The sequence below is a fragment of the Labrys sp. LIt4 genome (genome assembly GCF_017813775.1).
Classification (GTDB): Bacteria; Pseudomonadota; Alphaproteobacteria; order Rhizobiales; family Labraceae; genus Labrys; species Labrys okinawensis_A.
Window position 1 is genome coordinate 134,311 of record NZ_JAGIPY010000004.1, and the last position, 14,955, is coordinate 149,265.

The following is a 14,955-nucleotide window of genomic DNA, read 5'->3' on the forward strand; positions in this document are numbered from 1 at the left end:
CAGATGAATCCCGATTCGCGCCGCCTGCGCTTCGTTTATTTCCTGGTCGCCGGATCGGGCCTCGTCAATGTCGCCCGGGCGATGAGTCTGTCCTTCCTGGCGGTGAAACTGCAGCAATCCTTTGGGCTTGGACCGGCCGCCATCGGCGTCCTGCTCGGCACCGGCCCGCTCCTCGGCGCCATCGCCGCTCCGGTCGCCGGATCGCTGTCGGATCGCGTCGGTCGGCAATTCATGCTGGTCCTGATGCTGGTGCTGACGGCCCTTTCGCTGATCGGCATGGGATTTGCGCAATCCGTCACCGCCTTCTGCGCCGCCCAGATCGTCGCCGCCATTTCCATCGCGGTCTATGAGCCGATCTCGCGCGCCTTGATGAGCGACATCTGCCCGCCGGAGCTGCGCCTCAAATATTTCTCCTGGCGCTATATGGCGGTGAATGCCGGCTGGGCCGTCGGCCCGCTGATCGGAGTGGCCGCCGGCACCGCCTTCAGCCTGCTGTTCACGCTGGCCGGCTGCATCTACGCCGCCTTCGCCTTCGCGCTGCATCTGGTCGGTGTGCCGGCGGAACCGAAAGCCGCCGGGAGCGAGGCAACGGAGGAACGCGTCTCCATCATCGCCAGCATCCGCGCCGCGATCCGCGATCCGCGCCTGACCTTCTTCGTCGGCGGCGGCACGCTGCTGATCGCCGTCTACGGCCAATGGTCAGCCACCCTGGCGCCCTATCTCAGCGCCACGCTGGAAGGCGGCGTGGATCTCTTCGCCTATCTCCTTTCGATCAACGGAATGGTGGTGCTCGCCGGCAATCTGTTCGCCCGCCGGTTGATAGAAAAGGTCGGCGCCCTCCACGCCATGGTGCTGGGCTGCGTCCTCATCCTGGCCAGCGAACTCGGCTTCCTGGCCTCCACCGGCTTCAGCGGTTTCGCGCTCTTCATGGTGCTGTTCACCATCGGCGAGATCCTGGTGGTGCCGTCCGAATATCTGCTGGTCGACGGTATCTGCAATGCCCGCAACCGGGGCAGCTATTTCGGCGCCCATTCCTTCTCGACCATCGGCAATTTCTTCGGTCCGGCGATCGGCGGCGTGATGCTCGGCGCCTTCGGGGGCGCCGGCATGTTCCTGACCTTCGCCGCCTTCGCCGCGGCCAGCGCCGTGATGTTCACCATCGGCACGCGCATGCCGCCGCCTCGGCCCCGCGCCGAGGGGGCCGTGGCGGCCACCGTCATCGAGATTTCAGGCCTCAGCTCGCGCCTGCGCCATGCTTGAGGGGTAAGCCGTCGCCAGCCGGTTTTCCCCGGGAGCGCGGACGTCCTCGTCCGCTCCCTCTGATCCCCAAGCGCGGCGTTTCCAAGAGCGGACGAGGACGTCCGCGCTCCCTGGAACCTATGCATAGCCGAGGCAGCACAGAGCCACCGGCCCGGTCATCACGGCGTACCCGTCCGGCAGCAGTTCGACGGAGAGGGCTCCGCCCGCCAGATGCACGGTGATGCTGTTGCCGTCGACGAGCCCACGCAGGCGCGCGGCATAAGCGGCGACGCAGGCGCCGGTGCCGCAGGCTTTCGTCAGGATGCCCGGCCGCTCCCAGACTTTCAGGCGCAGCGTGGCTGAATCCACCACCTCGGCCACGCCGACATTGACCCCCTCCGGAAATAGCGGATCGTTCTGGATCACCGGCGCCACCGCCCTGACATCGACGGCATCGAGGTCCCTAACGAAGAACACCGCGTGCGGATTGCCGATATTCAGGGCAAGGCCATCGCGGAGCGGCCCGCTGGCGAGCGGCAGATGGGCGGTGTTGGCCTCGCGGGCGAGCGGAATCTGCTCCCATCCCATCACGATCGGCCCGAACGTCACGGCCACGGCCATGGGGCCGGCCCGGCGACAAGCCAGCAGGCCCCCGCCCCTCTCCAGCACCAGTTCATCCCTCCCGCTTTCTTCCAGCAGGATATGGGCGACGCAGCGGGTGGCGTTGCCGCAAGCCCCGGCCTCACGCCCGTCTATGTTGAAGATGCGCATGCGGGCATAGCTTCCCCCCGCCGTACCCGCCGGCGTCGGCGCCTCGATGGTGAGCACCTGCTCGGCCCCAACCCCGGCCTCGACGTCGCACAGCCGCACGATATCGGCCACCGGCAAGGCGCGTGGATGCACGCGCTGGTCGAAAATGACGAAATGGTTCCTGAGGCCATGCATCTTGATGAAGGGTTTCAATCCCGGCAGGCCGGGCGGCACCGCTTGGGCGAGATAGTCGGACAGCAGCATCGGACGAGCCTCATGGCGGGGGCGTTCACGGCCGGATTTGATTGTCCGGCAATTGACACATGCCTAGAGAAGATCCACCCTGAACGAAACAAATATTACTTCCAGGGAACAGCGTGGGGACATGATGGCAGGCCAGCAGCTTTCTGCACGCGACCGGCTGCGCCCCTGGTATCTGCTCTCCCCGGCCCTGATCGTCCTCACCGTGCTGATGGTGGTCCCCATCGTCATCATGACGGTGTACAGCTTCTATGAGTTTGTCACGGCCGGGGTGGAGAAACAGGTCTTCACCACCGCGAACTGGCACGAATTCTTCACCGACAGCTTCTATCACCTCTTCCTGTGGAAGACGGTGAAGGTGGCGGCGATCACCGCCATCCTCTGCGCACTGCTCGGCTATCCGCCGGCCTATTTCATCGCGATGACGCGCACGCGGCACAAATGGCTGCTGCTGCTCCTGTTGATCGTGCCCTTCTGGATCAGCTTCACCATCCGGACCTTCTCCTGGATCCACATCCTGGGCGAACAGGGCATCATCAACGTGGTGCTGATGAAGCTCGGCCTGATCTCCGAGCCGCTGCGCATGCTCTACACCCAGGGCTCAGTGATCATGGGCATGATCCATTTCCTGCTGCCCTATATGATCCTCAACATCTATGTCAGCCTCGAGGGCATCGACCGCAATCTGATCTCGGCGGCGCGCACGCTCGGCTGCACCCAGGGCCAGGCCTTCCGGGAGGTGGTGCTGCCGCTGTCCCTGCCTGGCCTGATGGCCGGCCTCCTGCTCTGCTTCGTGCTGGCGGCGGGCAGCTACGTCACCCCGCAAGTTCTGGGTTCGACCCGCGACGCCCTGTTCGGCAATCTGATCTACGACACCATCATGACGCAGCTGAACTGGCCGCTCGGCTCGACGCTCTCCCTCGTGCTGCTGGTGCTGCTCGGCATCGTGGCCGCGATCTACAGCCGCTATATGGGCCTGTCGCGCATCTTCAAGGGGTTGAGCCAATGAGCGACCTGCCCGGCGCGGAAAAGGACTGGTCCTGGCGGGCGGTGAAAGTGTTCACCGTCCTGGTCTACATCTTCATGTTCGCGCCGATCCTGGTGGTGGTGATCCTTTCCTTCAACGATTCGCAGTTCGGCGGCTTCCCGATGACCGGCTTCAGCCTGCGCTGGTACGGCAAGCTGATGGAGAACGAGGCGGTGATCCGCGCCTTCAAGACCTCGCTCTGGGTCGCCCTGATCACCGCGGTGATCTGCACGGTGCTCGGCATCATGGGGGCGATGGCACTGGTGCGCTACGACTTTCCGGGCAAACAGTTCATCAACACGCTGCTGATCGCCCCGGCCCTGGTGCCGGAGACGGTGCTCGGCGTCGGCCTGCTGCTCCTGATGCGCTGGGCCCAGCAGCCGCGCACGCTTGTGCTGCTGGTGCTCGGCCACATCATGCTGGCGCTGCCCTATGTCATCCTGGTGGTGCAGTCGCGGCTGGTGGGTATCAGGCGGGTCTATGAGGAGGCGGCCCTGTCGCTCGGCGCCAACCGCTTTCACACCTTCCGCGAGATCACCCTGCCGCTCTTGATGCCGGCGGTGATCGCCAGCCTGCTGCTCGTCTTCACCATTTCCTTCGACAACGTCACCGCCAGCCTGTTCTGGCGCCCCTCGGGCGTCGAGACCATGCCGACTCAGATCCTGTCGATGCTGAAAGTGTCCATCAGCCCGGAGATCAACGCCCTTGGCGCGTTGATGATCCTGCTGACCGTGGGCGTGCCGCTGATCGGCGGCGGCCTTGCCCGCTATCTCGCCCGCGGCATCCGTTGAAACCACCATGAGGAGGGGAACCGAACCAATGAAAATGTCGCAGACCAGGCGCCTGGAGCGCCTTAAGGAGCGCTATCTCGATGGCGGCATGAGCCGGCGCACCTTCCTCGGCCTCACCGCGGCGGCGGCCGCCGCTGCCGGCATCAATCTGAAATGGGGCGGCTCGGCACTCGCCGCCGCCAAGGACGTGCGCTTCGACGGCTGGGGCGGCAGCGTGCAGGAGGCGATGGATAAATACGCCTTCAAGCCCTACACGGCCAAGACCGGCAACAATGTGGTGCAGGGCACCTTCGGCGACGAGAACGAGATCATCACCAAGGTCAAGACCGCTTCGCCCGGCGAGTTCCAGGTGATCCATTCCTCCGGGGTCGAATATTACAAGCGCTATGTCGATGCCGGGCTGACCACCAAGCTCAACGAAGCCAACATCCCCAACATGGCCAACATCATGCAGGTGATGTACGAGCCGTTCCGCAAGATCTCGCCGGACCTGTCCTGCGTCCCCTACGACTACGGCACCACCGGCATCGCCTACAACACCAAGGTGATCTCCGAGGCCGAAGCCAAGGAGAAGGGCGTTCAGCTGCTGTTCGATCCCAAATACAAGGACAAGATCGGCGGCTATGGCAACATGATCACCCGCGTCTGGTATGCGGCGCTCGCCCTGGGGCAGGACCCCAATGCCATCAAGGACATCGATGCCGTCTGGGACAAGGTCCGCGAGCAGCGCGACCTCGCCAAGAAATACTGGTCGTCGGGCGCCGAGCTGATGGACCTGCTTTCCAAGGGCGAGGTGGTGGTCACCGACGCCTGGTCGGGACGCGTCGCCGCCCTGCAGGCCCAGGGCGCGCCGATCGGCTATCTCGATCCGCCCGGCTCCTATGCCTGGATGGAGGACCTCTTGGTGCTCAAGGGCGCCCCGATGGCCGAATGCGAGGAACTGCTCAACTTCATGCTGCAGCCCGAGGTGATGATCGCCGTGGCGGAAGGACAGAGCTATCCGCCCGCGCTCGATCCCACCAAGGTGAAGCTGACCGACAAGGTCAAGGCTCTGCCGGCCTTCGACCCCACCGGCAAGATGGCCTCGCTGACCTTCGCCGACGCCGCCTATTGGGACAAGCACACCGACGAGTGGACCAAGACCTGGGACCGCATCGCCAAGGGTGCTTGATCGCCCTTTGAACTCCGGGCCGGCGAGCTTCGCCGGCCCGGCTGCATTCGCAGCCGGTGTCAAGAACGAGAGCGTAACTGATGACCAAGCCGACGGCCGTGGAACTCACCAATGTCAATCTGGCCTATGGCGATTTCGTTGCCGTCAAGAACGTCAACCTCTCCATTCGCAAGGGCGACTTCGTCACCCTGCTCGGCCCGTCCGGCTGCGGCAAGACCACGATCCTGCGCTCGATCGCCGGCCTGGTGCAGCCGACGGCCGGCGAGATCGTGGTGGCGGGCAAGCGCATCGACACCATGCCGATCCATAAGCGCAATATCGGCCTGGTGTTCCAGAACTACGCCCTGTTTCCGCACAAGAACGTGTACGACAATATCGCCTTCGGCTTGAAATATCGCGGTGCCGACAAGGCCACCATCGCCGCCAAGGTCAAGCGCGCCCTCGACATGGTCCGCCTGCCCGGCGTCGAGCGCAAGCTGCCCTCCGAACTCTCCGGCGGCCAGCAGCAGCGTATCGCACTCGCCCGTGCCATCGTGATCGAGCCGGACGTGCTCCTGCTCGACGAACCGCTTTCGGCACTCGACGCCCATCTGCGCGAGGAAATGCGCACCGAACTCAAGATCATCCAGCGCGAGATCGGCATCACCTCGATCTTCGTCACCCACGACCAGGAAGAAGCCCTGGCGATGTCCGACCACATCGTGGTGATGAACAAGGGCGTGGTCGAGCAGCAGGGCACGCCCGAGCAGGTCTACAAGCTTCCCGATACCCGTTTTGTCGCCAGCTTCCTCGGTCAGTCGAACCTGATCGAGGGCAGGATCATGGGCGTATCCGAGGGCCGCCTTGCCCTGCACCTCGACAATGGCGTGCAACTGGTCGCCATCGCGCCGGCGACGGCACGCGCCGGCGCGACGGCGACCGGCGTGGTGCGCGCCCAGCGCATCCGGCTCGGCCCGCCCGGCGGCCATGCCGGCGAATTGCGCGCCACCATCGTCGCCGCTTCCTATCTCGGCGGCACGGCCGCCTATATCCTCGACCTCGATGGCCTGAGGCTGCAAGCCAATGCGACCATCGAGGACAGGGTCTGGCATGACGGCGAGACCGTCGCGCTGACCATCGCGCCCCAGGACATCTTGCTGCTGGACGAGAACGGGCGCAGGCTCGGCTGACGGCGGGCCGCTCCAACCGAACCGCATGCGATACCAAAGTTCTTTTCAGCACAAACGGGGTTTTCCATGCGCCACGACGTCGTGGTTCTCGGCGCCGGCATCGTCGGCACTTCGATCGCCGCGCATCTGCAACAGCGCGGCCGCTCCGTCGTGCTGGTCGACCGGCGCGGCCCGGGCGAGGAAACCTCCTACGGCAATAGCGGTGTGGTCGAGCGCTCCGCCCTGCTACCCGTCGCCTTCCCGCGCAGCCTTTCCGCCCTCGCTGATGTCGTGCTCAAGCGCTATCCCGGCGCCAACTATCATTGGTCGGCCCTGCCGGCCCTGGCACCCTGGCTGCTCGCCTATTGGCGCAACTCCGCACCCGACCGCCTCCTCGCCACCGCCCGGCTCATGCAGCCTCTGCTCAGCGCCACCCTGGCCGAGCACCGCGCCCTGGCGGCCAAGGCCGGCGCCGATGGCCTGTTCCGCGACACGGGCTGGCTCAAAGTCTATCGGAGCGAGAAGGCTTTTGAAGCCGAGAAACGGGAATTTCCCCTCGCCGCCGAGTTCGGCTACCAGGTGAAGGCGCTGACACCTGGTGAAGCTTCGGCGCTTGAACCCAATCTTCGGGCCGATTTCACCGCGGCGGTGCATTGGCAGGATCCGCACAGCGTCTCCGATCCCGGCGGCGTCACCAAGGCCTATGCCGGCTATTTCGAGGCGCTCGGGGGGCAGGTCCTGACCGGGGACGCCCGAAGCCTGCGTCCGGGGCCTTCCGGCTGGAGCCTCGCCACGGCAGACGGTCCGGTCGAGGCGCGCGAGGCCGTCGTCGCGCTCGGTCCCTGGTCGATGGACCTGCTTTCCCCGCTCGGCTATCGCCTCCCGCTCGCGGTGAAGCGCGGCTACCACATGCATTACCGCACCGAGGGCAATGCCGGCCTCAGCCGCCCGGTGCTGGACGAACAGGGCGGCTTCGTCATCACCCCGATGGCGCGCGGCATCCGCCTGACCACCGGCGCCGAATTCGCGCGGCGCGATGCCCCGCGCACGCCCGTGCAGGTCGAGCGCACGGAAAAACTCGCCCGCAAGCTCTTCCCGCTCGGCGAACGCGCCGAGGCCGAGCCCTGGATGGGCTCGCGGCCGATCTTCCCCGATTCGCGCCCGATCATCGGCAAGGCACCACGCCACGACAACCTCTGGCTGGCCTTCGGCCACCAGCATCTCGGCTTCACCCTCGGGCCCGTCACGGGCCGGCTCCTGGCCGAGATCATGACTGGCGAAGAACCCTTCATCGATCCGTCGCCCTACCGCGCGGAACGCTTCGGTGCTTAGCGCCATAGCGTTTTGCGATCTGGCGGAATCGCCAGGAAACGCAAAGACGCGTCGAGCCAAGGAGTGAGGGCAAACCAGTGTTTCCGTCTCAACGCGCTTTGCTCCAGGGGCCGTCCTTCATCCAGAAAGGCGACTCTTTGCACCAAAAGGACATGGCCATTTCCCTTTGCAGCGCCACGATTTGGTGGTTAGACGGTGCATGATAAGATTGCGGAGCCCCCGATGAACCCCTCTTTTGCTGCCGATCTGATGGAACGTGCCCGCGACAAGGGCCCCGTTACCATCGGCCTGGTCGGGGCCGGCCAGATGGGCACCGACCTCATCGTGCAGATCGCGCTGATGCAGGGCATCCGCATCGGCGCCGTCGCCGTGCGTTCGCGCCCGCAGAACGCCATCGCGGCCGCCCTGAGCGCCGGCCACCGGCCCGACGAGCTCGTCGAGGTCGCCAATGCCTCGGCGATCGACCGGGCCATCGAGACCGGGCGCATCGCCATCACCACCGATTTGGAGGCACTGGCTGCCGCCGGCCGCATCGAGGTGATCATCGACGCCACCGGCCATCCCGAATCCGGGGCGATCGTGGCGGAGGCCGCCATCCGACACGGCAAACATATCGTCATGCTCAATGTCGAGGCCGACATCACCATCGGCCGCTATTTCAAGGCCGAGGCGGAGAAGGCCGGCGTGATCTATACCGGTGCCGCAGGGGACGAACCTGCCGCCGCGCTCGAACTGGTCTGTTTCGCCCGCACCCTCGGCATGACGGTGGTCGCCGCCGGCAAGGGCAAGAACAACGCCCTGAATTTCGATGCGGTGCCCGACGACTATGTCGCCGAGGCCACGGCGCGCGACATGAACCCGCGCGTGCTGGTGGAATTCGTCGACGGCTCCAAGACCATGGTGGAAATGGTGGCCCTCGCCAATGCCACCGGCCTCGAGCCGGACAAGCCCGGCCTGCATGGGCCGCGGGCCAGCAAGGAAGAACTCGCCGAGGTGCTGATCCCGGTCAGCCATGGCGGCGTGCTCTCCAAGCGCGGCTGCGTCGACTACACCATCGGCAAGGGCGTGGCACCGGGTGTGTTCTGCGTGGTCGAGCCCAATCATCCGCGCGTGCTCGAGCGCATGACCGACCTGCATGTCGGCAAGGGCCCCTTCTTCACCCTGCACCGGCCCTACCATCTCACCAGCCTGGAGACACCGCTCACCGCCGCCCGCGCCGTGCTCTACGGCACCGCCGACCTGCAGCCGCTCGACCATCCCGTGGCCGAGACCGCGGCGGTGGCTAAGCGCGACCTCGCTCCCGGCACTGTGCTCGGCCGCATCGGCGAATATGATTATCGCGGCTGGTCGATGCGCTGGGCCGATGCCAGGCGGGAGCGGCTGCTGCCGCTGGGCCTGGCCGAGCGGGCCCGCGTCACCAAGCCGATCCGCAAGGGCGAACTGCTCAGCCATGACAATTGCGCCGTCGACGACAGCCTCACCATCGTGCGCCTGCGCCGTCAGCTCGATCTCGCCGACCAGCGCTTCCTGAAGGCCGATGCGGCGTAAGGGAGCGCAAGCCTGCCACCCTGACATCGCTTCCCATGTTCTATTATCTCGCCAAGACCCTGGGCTTCCTGATCCTGCCCTCAAACGCGGCCCTGGTGCTCGGCCTTCTCGGTCTGCTCCTGAGCTTCATCCGCCGCGCACAGCGCTTCGGCCGCTTCCTGATGGGCTTTGCGCTTATCGCCTTTGCAGTGATGGGCTGGTCTCCCCTCGGCAATTGGCTGATCCAGCCGCTGGAGGAGCGTTTCCCGCAGGCTGCGGTCGCGCCGCAGACCAGGATCGCCGGCATCATCGTGCTGGGCGGCGCGGTCGACACCCACATCTCCACCACGCGGCATGAGACCGCCCTCACCGATTCGGCCGAGCGGATGACCGCCGTTGCCAGCCTCTCGCGCCAGTTTCCCGATGCCCGCATCATCTTCACCGGCGGCGTCGGCTCGCTCGCCGGCCAGATCTGGGGCGACATCACCGAGGCGGACGCCTCACGGCAGCTTTTCCGCAGCTTCGGCATTCCAGACGAGCGCATGCTGTTCGAGAACCGTTCGCGCGACACCTATGAGAATGCCGTCTTCACCTACGACCTTCTCAAGCCCAGGCCTGGCGAGACCTATCTGCTGGTCACCTCCGGCTACCACATGCCGCGCTCGATGGCCTTGTTTCGCAAGGCCGGCTTCGATGTAATGGCCTATCCCGTCAATTATCGCACGGCGGGCCCGCAGGATGGCCTGCGGCCCTTCTATGCGATGAGCGACGGGCTGCGCCAGGTGAACCTCGCCGTGCGCGAGTGGATCGGCCTCCTCTCCTACCGGCTGAGCGGGCGCATCGACGAGATCTTCCCCGAACCGTGAAAGTTCCATCATGTCCGAGCATCTGGTTGCCGCCGCCGAAGAGGCTGTTCCGATCTGGTTCGCCACCAAGGAGACCGCCGGCGCGGTGCTGGAGCGCCTGCCGCAGGCACAGCGGGACTGGATCGCCGCCAATGGCTTCGAGGCAAGCCCCGGCCGCCACCTCGTTCTGCCGGGGCCTGACGGCAGCCTCTCCGGGGTGATCTTCGGCCTCGAGGGCGAATCGACCCGCCATCGCGACGGCTTCCTGCCCGGCAAGCTCGCCACTGTGCTGCCGGTCGGCACCTATCGATTCGCCAATGCCAGCCATGACGACCGGCTCGCCGCCCTCGGCTGGGTGTTGAGCCTCTACCGTTTCGCCCGCTACAAGCGCAACGATATCAAGGCTGTACGGCTGATCGCGCCCGATGGTATCGACCGCGAGGAGATCCTGTCGATCGCCGAGGCCGTGGCGCTCGGGCGCGATCTCGTCAACACGCCGGCCAATGATCTCGGGCCGGCGGAACTGGCCGAGGCGGCACGCGCCCTGGCCGAGCGGCATGGCGCGGCGTTCCGGGTCGTGATCGGCGAGGCACTGCTGGCCGAGAATTTCCCGATGATCCATGCCGTCGGCCGGGCCTCCTCCCGTGCGCCGAGGCTGATCGACCTGACGTGGGGCGACGCCGCCCATCCCAAGGTGACGCTGGTCGGCAAGGGCGTGATCTTCGACACCGGCGGCCTCGACATCAAGCCATCGGCCAGCATGCTCCTGATGAAGAAGGACATGGGCGGGGCGGCCTCGGTGCTCGCCTGCGCCAGCATGATCATGGCCGCCGGCCTCAAGCTGCGCCTACGCGTGCTGATCCCGGCCGTCGAGAATTCGATTTCCGGCGATGCCTTCCGACCCAGCGACATCCTGGCCTCGCGCAAGGGGCTGAGCGTGGAGATCGGCAATACCGACGCCGAGGGCCGCCTCGTGCTGGCCGATGCCCTTGCCTTGGCCGACGAGGAAGCACCGGAGCTGATCGTCGATATGGCCACACTGACGGGCGCCGCCCGCGTCGCCCTCGGCCCCGACCTGCCGCCCCTGTTCTGCCGCGACGAAAAGGTGGCAACCGATCTCCTGGCCCACGCCGCCAGCGAGAACGATCCGCTCTGGCGCCTGCCGCTCTGGCCGCCCTATGACGCCATGCTGGATTCGAAAGTGGCCGATCTCAACAACGCCCCCGGGGGCGGCTTTGCCGGCGCGATCACCGCCGCCCTCTTCCTCAACCGCTTCGTCGAGAAGGCCGGGGCCTATGTGCATCTCGACATCTTCGCCTGGACGCCCTCCGCCAAGCCCGGCCGACCCGAGGGAGCCGAGGTGATGGGCGCCCGCGCGCTTTATGCCTATCTCAAGGCGCGGTTCGGCTGAAGCCAGCCGACAGACCGACCGGAGCCGGCAGCATAGCCGGCTCGAACCAAAGCCAGTCCAGCCCTTCGGGAACTTGTGCCATGAGCAATGCCGACGACCTGATTCGCCTCACCGCCTGCGAGGTCGTCGAGCGCCTCAAGCGGCGCGAAGTCAGCCCGCTCGATCTCGTCGAGGCCTCGCTCGCCCGCATCGAGGCGGTGGACGGCAAGGTCAACGCCATGGTCACGCTCTGCCCCGAGCGGGCGCGTGACCAGGCCCGCCGCCTGATGGCCACCCCGGCCAGCGAAGACCCGCACTGGCTCGGCGGCCTGCCGCTCGCCGTCAAGGATCTCAACGACGTCGCCGGCGTGCGCACGACCTATGGCTCGCAGATCTACAGGGATCACATACCCGAGCGTTCCGACATCATGGTCGAGCGCCTGGAGGCTCGCGGCGCCATCACCATCGGCAAGAGCAACACGCCCGAATTCGGCGCCGGCGCCAATACGTTCAATGCCGTGTTCGGCGATACCCTCAACCCCTGGAACACCAGTCTCAACGCGGGCGGCTCCTCGGGCGGATCGGCGGTAGCACTCGCCACCGGGCAGGTCTGGCTGGCGACCGGCTCGGATCTCGGCGGCTCGCTGCGCACCCCCGCCAGCTTCTGCTCGGTGGTCGGGCTGCGCCCCTCGCCCGGCCGGGTTGCCAGCGGCCCGGACGGCATCAAGTTCGAGACCCTGCCGGTCAACGGCCCGATGGCGCGCACGGTCGAGGATGTCGGCCTGATGCTCGACGCCATGGCCGGCTGGCACATCGGGGACCCGCTGTCGCTGGAGGAACCGGCCGTCGGCTTTCGCGAGAGCGCCCGCCGCCGGCAGGCGCCCAGGCGCGTCGCCTTCTCGCCCGATCTCGGCGTCACCCCGGTGCATCGCGAGGCGCGGGCGATCGCCGAGGCTGCTGCAAGACGCCTGGAGGAAGCCGGCTCGATCGTCGAGGAGGCCTGTCCCGACTTTGCCGGCGTGCCGGAAGCCTTCCAGACGCTGCGCGCCCTCTCCTACGCCGCCGGCATGCGCGACCTGCTCGAGACCCGCCGCAGCGAGCTCAAGCCCGACGTGATCTGGAACATCGAAAAGGGCCGCTCCCTCGATGCCGATACGATCGGCGACGCCATGCTCCGCCGCAGCAGGCTCTATGACGATATCGCCGCCTTCTTCTCACGCTATGACGTGCTGATCGCTCCGGCCGCCTGCACCCCGCCGCTCGCCATCGAGCAGCGCTGGGTCCGCGAAGTGGAAGGCACGGTGTTCGAGAACTATGTCGACTGGCTCAAGATCGCCAGTGTCGTCACCATGACCTCCTGCCCCTCCCTCGCTTTGCCTGCCGGCTTCACCACTGACGGCCGCCCCGTGGGCGTCCAGCTCATCGGCCGGCCACGGGGCGAGGCAGCGCTGCTGGGTGCAGGAGCGGTGCTGGAGGATCTGCTGGGGTTGAGCAGGCTGGTGCCGATTGAGCCGCGTTAATACCCTGTACCGCTCTTACCCGCTGCATAGCAGGCAAGAGCGGTACAGGGTTGATGATCGCGTCTTCAAGGGAAATTTATCGCGACGCTCGACAGCAACATGATACTCATATCCCCACAAGGTTCGAACAACCTCTCTGGAATGTGGCTTCGCGCCGTTTCATCATTCGTCGGCTATGCCTAATATATAGGAAGCGTCGTAGAGGCTATATCGCCCGCCACAGGATGGAATTTCAAAGTGGATCTGACTCACACTTCCTCTACGACCTTAGTGGCTGCGTTCAAGCGCCAGCGGCGCGTCATGGCAGCGGTCATTCTCAGAAATATCAGGACGCGTTTTTTCGGGCACGGCCTTGGATACATCGTGGCGGTGGGCTGGCCAATCTCCCACATCCTGCTTCTTATCGCCATTTTTTCCATCACAGGGCGTGCAGCTCCCTATGGAGAAAGCGTTGTCTTGTTCATTGCTACTGGCACGATACCGTTTATGGTATTTTCATACCTTTCTCGCTTCATGATGGTGAATCTCGTATCAACCAGGCCGCTATTGAGCCTCCCCGGTGTGAGAACGCTTGACGTTCTTATCGCGGGCGCAATTCTTGAAATACTGTCGTCAGCTTTCGTAATAATATTTATGATTTTTCTCGGAATAACTTTCGATGTTCCTATCGTGCCGCAAGATTTTACTACAGCTTTCTGTGCTTTAGGAGCAGCTATTCTACTCGGCTGTGGTATGGGCGTGATCAACAGCGTCATCGTCGCCGCCGTGCCAATGTGGATGACGGGCTATTCTCTGCTCATTATCGGAGTCTGGGCCTCATCGGGTGTCGTCTTCGTTGCCGATACGGTCCCAGAACCATATCGTTCAATGCTGGCCTATAATCCCGCGCTTCAGACAGTGGAATGGATGCGCTCAGCTTATTATACAGGCTATGGTCAACTCGTTTTGGACAAGCCCTATACGATTGCAGTCGGGCTCATTTCCTTGGTAGGAGGACTCGTTCTCGAGCGAGTATTGAGGAATTATGTTCTGGCCTCTCGCTGATGGCCACCACAGGCACAAAGTCCGAATTGGCTCACGATATTCGAAAAACGCCAAAAGGTGAAGTAAATTCTGGAGCTCCGATCAACTAACACACGGAGGTTGCCATTTTTGGAAAAACAACCTAGTTATGGCATGTATGGATTAAATAAGAGTTTCATTATGCTTCAAGATTTCTCATTTAACTTCAGTTATCTTACAGATAACGCGGAAGATCTACGACTACGGATGCCGTACAAGAAAACTTAGCCTTTCCCGGGAAAATTCATCAACGGCTATCATTCCTGGCTAATCGATGCAATAGGCATACATATCATTTAATTGATATCGGGATTGAAGGCTGGTTATTTCCCGCCGATGCACTTAAGCTTTATGAGCTTGCATATTTTGCTGACAAAATTCTTGAAATTGGAACTTATGAGGGACTTTCTACAACAATAACGGCGAATGCCATTTTCAATAGCGGACGGTTGAGATCTATAGCGATGTGCGACCTGAACCCGTTGAGTGTCGCAGAGGCAAAGATCGGATTTAAGCTTAGACAAGTCCCGGATCGAGAAATCCATCAGTTTTTTGTAGAAGAAGGAACGCAATTCGTTAAAAACTTCGCAGGTGCAGATAAGCGTTTTTCATTTGTATTTATCAATCATTCCCACAATTACGAGCATGTACTGGGCGTTTGTTAGAACTTGGCGAGCATGACACTTCCGGGAGCATTTTGTCTATTTCACGACTGCAACGATCCACGCAATTTGCCCGGAATTGAGTGGATATAGCGCCTATCAAAGCGTTCGAGACGACCTGCCCAAAGAGGAATTCGATTTCTTTGGAATTTTCGGGTACACAGGTTTGTTTAGAGGAAAACCATAATTATCCAGTGCCATTAGGCTTACGGACGATCCAGGTTTGGATC

Annotated in this window: 12 protein-coding genes; 11 read left to right on the forward strand and 1 reads right to left on the reverse strand. The window is 63.8% G+C overall.

Annotated features, from left to right (window positions below):
- Nucleotides 1-3: 3 nt before the first annotated feature.
- On the forward strand, nt 4-1,260 hold the full coding sequence (locus J8I29_RS08990) for an MFS transporter (protein WP_209431395.1): 1,257 nt from the start codon (nt 4-6) through the stop codon (nt 1,258-1,260).
- A gap of 117 nt (nt 1,261-1,377) precedes the next feature.
- Here the strand turns inward: J8I29_RS08990 and dapF are convergent, their stop codons facing one another.
- Nucleotides 1,378-2,253 carry a diaminopimelate epimerase gene (dapF, locus tag J8I29_RS08995; protein ID WP_209431396.1) on the reverse strand — a complete coding sequence of 292 codons (876 nt, stop codon included), beginning with the start codon at nt 2,251-2,253 and terminating at the stop codon, nt 1,378-1,380.
- Nucleotides 2,254-2,374: 121 nt separating this feature from the next.
- Between dapF and J8I29_RS09000 the strand changes: the two genes are divergently transcribed.
- The 10 genes from J8I29_RS09000 to J8I29_RS09045 all read left to right on the forward strand — a co-directional run bounded on the left by J8I29_RS09000 (nt 2,375) and on the right by J8I29_RS09045 (nt 14,045).
- Nucleotides 2,375-3,259, forward strand: coding sequence for an ABC transporter permease (locus J8I29_RS09000; protein ID WP_245196822.1), 885 nt, complete (start codon nt 2,375-2,377; stop codon nt 3,257-3,259).
- Nucleotides 3,256-4,068: an ABC transporter permease gene (locus J8I29_RS09005; RefSeq protein WP_105860912.1), complete on the forward strand. Its 813-nt coding sequence runs from the start codon at nt 3,256-3,258 to the stop codon at nt 4,066-4,068. The genes J8I29_RS09000 and J8I29_RS09005 overlap by 4 nt, the downstream gene beginning before the upstream one ends.
- 28 nt (nt 4,069-4,096) lie before the next feature.
- Entirely contained in the window at nt 4,097-5,239 is a 1,143-nt protein-coding gene (locus J8I29_RS09010) for an extracellular solute-binding protein (protein WP_105860913.1), read from the forward strand.
- Nucleotides 5,240-5,319: 80 nt separating this feature from the next.
- Nucleotides 5,320-6,408, forward strand: a complete 1,089-nt coding sequence (locus J8I29_RS09015; RefSeq protein ID WP_209431397.1) for an ABC transporter ATP-binding protein — start codon at nt 5,320-5,322, stop codon at nt 6,406-6,408.
- 66 nt (nt 6,409-6,474) lie between these two features.
- A complete protein-coding gene (locus J8I29_RS09020) occupies nt 6,475-7,719 on the forward strand; it encodes an FAD-binding oxidoreductase (RefSeq protein ID WP_209431398.1) in 1,245 nt (414 codons plus the stop codon).
- A 222-nt stretch (nt 7,720-7,941) separates the two neighbouring features.
- Complete coding sequence (locus J8I29_RS09025) at nt 7,942-9,267, forward strand: homoserine dehydrogenase (RefSeq protein WP_209431399.1); 1,326 nt, start codon at nt 7,942-7,944, stop codon at nt 9,265-9,267.
- Nucleotides 9,268-9,302: 35 nt separating this feature from the next.
- Nucleotides 9,303-10,112 (forward strand): YdcF family protein, encoded by an 810-nt coding sequence (locus J8I29_RS09030; protein ID WP_209431400.1) that lies wholly within the window; start codon nt 9,303-9,305, stop codon nt 10,110-10,112.
- A 10-nt stretch (nt 10,113-10,122) separates the two neighbouring features.
- Nucleotides 10,123-11,502, forward strand: a complete 1,380-nt coding sequence (locus J8I29_RS09035) for a leucyl aminopeptidase family protein (protein WP_209431401.1) — start codon at nt 10,123-10,125, stop codon at nt 11,500-11,502.
- An 80-nt stretch (nt 11,503-11,582) separates the two neighbouring features.
- Complete coding sequence (locus tag J8I29_RS09040; protein ID WP_209431402.1) at nt 11,583-13,001, forward strand: amidase family protein; 1,419 nt, start codon at nt 11,583-11,585, stop codon at nt 12,999-13,001.
- Nucleotides 13,002-13,238: 237 nt separating this feature from the next.
- Nucleotides 13,239-14,045, forward strand: coding sequence for an ABC transporter (locus J8I29_RS09045; RefSeq protein WP_209431403.1), 807 nt, complete (start codon nt 13,239-13,241; stop codon nt 14,043-14,045).
- Nucleotides 14,046-14,955: the final 910 nt, after the last annotated feature.

What these genes read in the sequence shown, in the direction of transcription:
- J8I29_RS09000 (WP_245196822.1), top strand. Translation starts at nt 2,375, where the DNA reads ATGATGGCAGGCCAGCAGCTTTCTGCACGCGACCGGCTGCGCCCCTGG.
- dapF (WP_209431396.1), bottom strand. Translation starts at nt 2,253, where the DNA reads ATGCTGCTGTCCGACTATCTCGCCCAAGCGGTGCCGCCCGGCCTGCCG.
- J8I29_RS09015 (WP_209431397.1), top strand. Translation starts at nt 5,320, where the DNA reads ATGACCAAGCCGACGGCCGTGGAACTCACCAATGTCAATCTGGCCTAT.
- J8I29_RS09010 (WP_105860913.1), top strand. Translation starts at nt 4,097, where the DNA reads ATGAAAATGTCGCAGACCAGGCGCCTGGAGCGCCTTAAGGAGCGCTAT.
- J8I29_RS08990 (WP_209431395.1), top strand. Translation starts at nt 4, where the DNA reads ATGAATCCCGATTCGCGCCGCCTGCGCTTCGTTTATTTCCTGGTCGCC.
- J8I29_RS09005 (WP_105860912.1), top strand. Translation starts at nt 3,256, where the DNA reads ATGAGCGACCTGCCCGGCGCGGAAAAGGACTGGTCCTGGCGGGCGGTG.
- J8I29_RS09040 (WP_209431402.1), top strand. Translation starts at nt 11,583, where the DNA reads ATGAGCAATGCCGACGACCTGATTCGCCTCACCGCCTGCGAGGTCGTC.
- J8I29_RS09035 (WP_209431401.1), top strand. Translation starts at nt 10,123, where the DNA reads ATGTCCGAGCATCTGGTTGCCGCCGCCGAAGAGGCTGTTCCGATCTGG.
- J8I29_RS09030 (WP_209431400.1), top strand. Translation starts at nt 9,303, where the DNA reads ATGTTCTATTATCTCGCCAAGACCCTGGGCTTCCTGATCCTGCCCTCA.
- J8I29_RS09020 (WP_209431398.1), top strand. Translation starts at nt 6,475, where the DNA reads ATGCGCCACGACGTCGTGGTTCTCGGCGCCGGCATCGTCGGCACTTCG.
- J8I29_RS09025 (WP_209431399.1), top strand. Translation starts at nt 7,942, where the DNA reads ATGAACCCCTCTTTTGCTGCCGATCTGATGGAACGTGCCCGCGACAAG.